The sequence below is a fragment of the Streptomyces sp. NPDC085946 genome (assembly GCF_044540485.1).
Taxonomy (GTDB): Bacteria; Actinomycetota; Actinomycetes; order Streptomycetales; family Streptomycetaceae; genus Streptomyces.
In genome coordinates, this window is the sequence record NZ_JBITSF010000074.1 from 1 (window position 1) to 1,083 (window position 1,083).

The following is a 1,083-nucleotide window of genomic DNA, read 5'->3' on the forward strand; positions in this document are numbered from 1 at the left end:
GGTGGTCGCCGTTGGCCTGGGCAAGGCAGTCGGCCAGCACGTGGGCGCCCACGAGTGCCAGGCTGGTGCCCTGCCCCGAGAGGGGGGAAGGGCAGTAGCCGGCGTCTCCGAGCAGGGTCACCCGGCCCTGCGACCAGGGGTCCATGCGGATCTGGGCCATGGCGTCACAGTAGAAGTCGGGCGCCTTCCGGGCGGCCTCGGCCAGGCGAGTCCCTTCCCACCGCATCGAGGCGAGCTTGTCCACGACGAGCTGCCGCAGGGCGCCGCCGATGCGGTCGGGGGCGAGGGGAGCGGACTCGAAGCCGAAGGCGATCCTGAGTTCGGTGTTGCTGCGTACGGGCATGATGCCGAAACCGATGTCGCCGTCCCGCAGCCAGATCTGCCAGTTGTCCAGTGCGAGGAAGTTGTCCGAGCTGAACACCGAGAGGTAACTGCCCAGGTGGTGGGCGAAACGCTCCTCCTGACCGAAGGCCAGGCGTCGTACGGTGGAGTGAAGGCCGTCGGCCCCGACCACGAGGTCGAAGGTCCGGGACGGCCCGTGCGCGAAGTCGACGCGCACGCCGGTCTCTTCCTCGTCGAGCGCGGTGATGCTGTCGCCGAAGATGTACTCGACATCTGCGCGCGTGTGCCCGTACAGCATCCGTACCAGGTCCTCGCGCAGCACCTCGATGTCTTCGCTGTCGAGCCGGCCGCTGCTGAAGGTTGCCTCGGTGGAGCGGTCGACCTCGTGGCCGTCTGGGGCGAGGATCGACATACCGCGCATCCGGGTCCGTACACGGCTTGCCTGCTCCAACAGGCCCATCCGTTCCACTACTTCGAGCGCGACGCCGCGGATGTCCACCGCCTGGCCGCCGCTGCGCCGGCCCGGGGCGCGTTCGATGACGGTGGGCGCGAAGCCGTGGCGGCGTAGCCAGTAGGCGAGGGCGGGCCCGGCGATTCCACCGCCGGAGATGAGTACGGTCTGCATGAGTAGTTCCTCCAGTGCCTTGTACGGTGTACGCGCATTGAACGTACGATGTACACACACCCCCTTCAACTGGCTAAATATTGGATCTGTACTAGATCAGACGGCCTTCGTTCAGC

Annotated in this window: 1 protein-coding gene; it reads right to left on the reverse strand. The window is 67.2% G+C overall.

The window, feature by feature from the left end; genetic code table 11:
• Positions 1 to 967: FAD-dependent monooxygenase (locus ACIF8T_RS40510; protein WP_400042502.1), on the reverse strand; the 967-nt coding region annotated here is incomplete at its 3' end.
• Between the last annotated feature and the right edge of the window lie 116 nt (positions 968 to 1,083).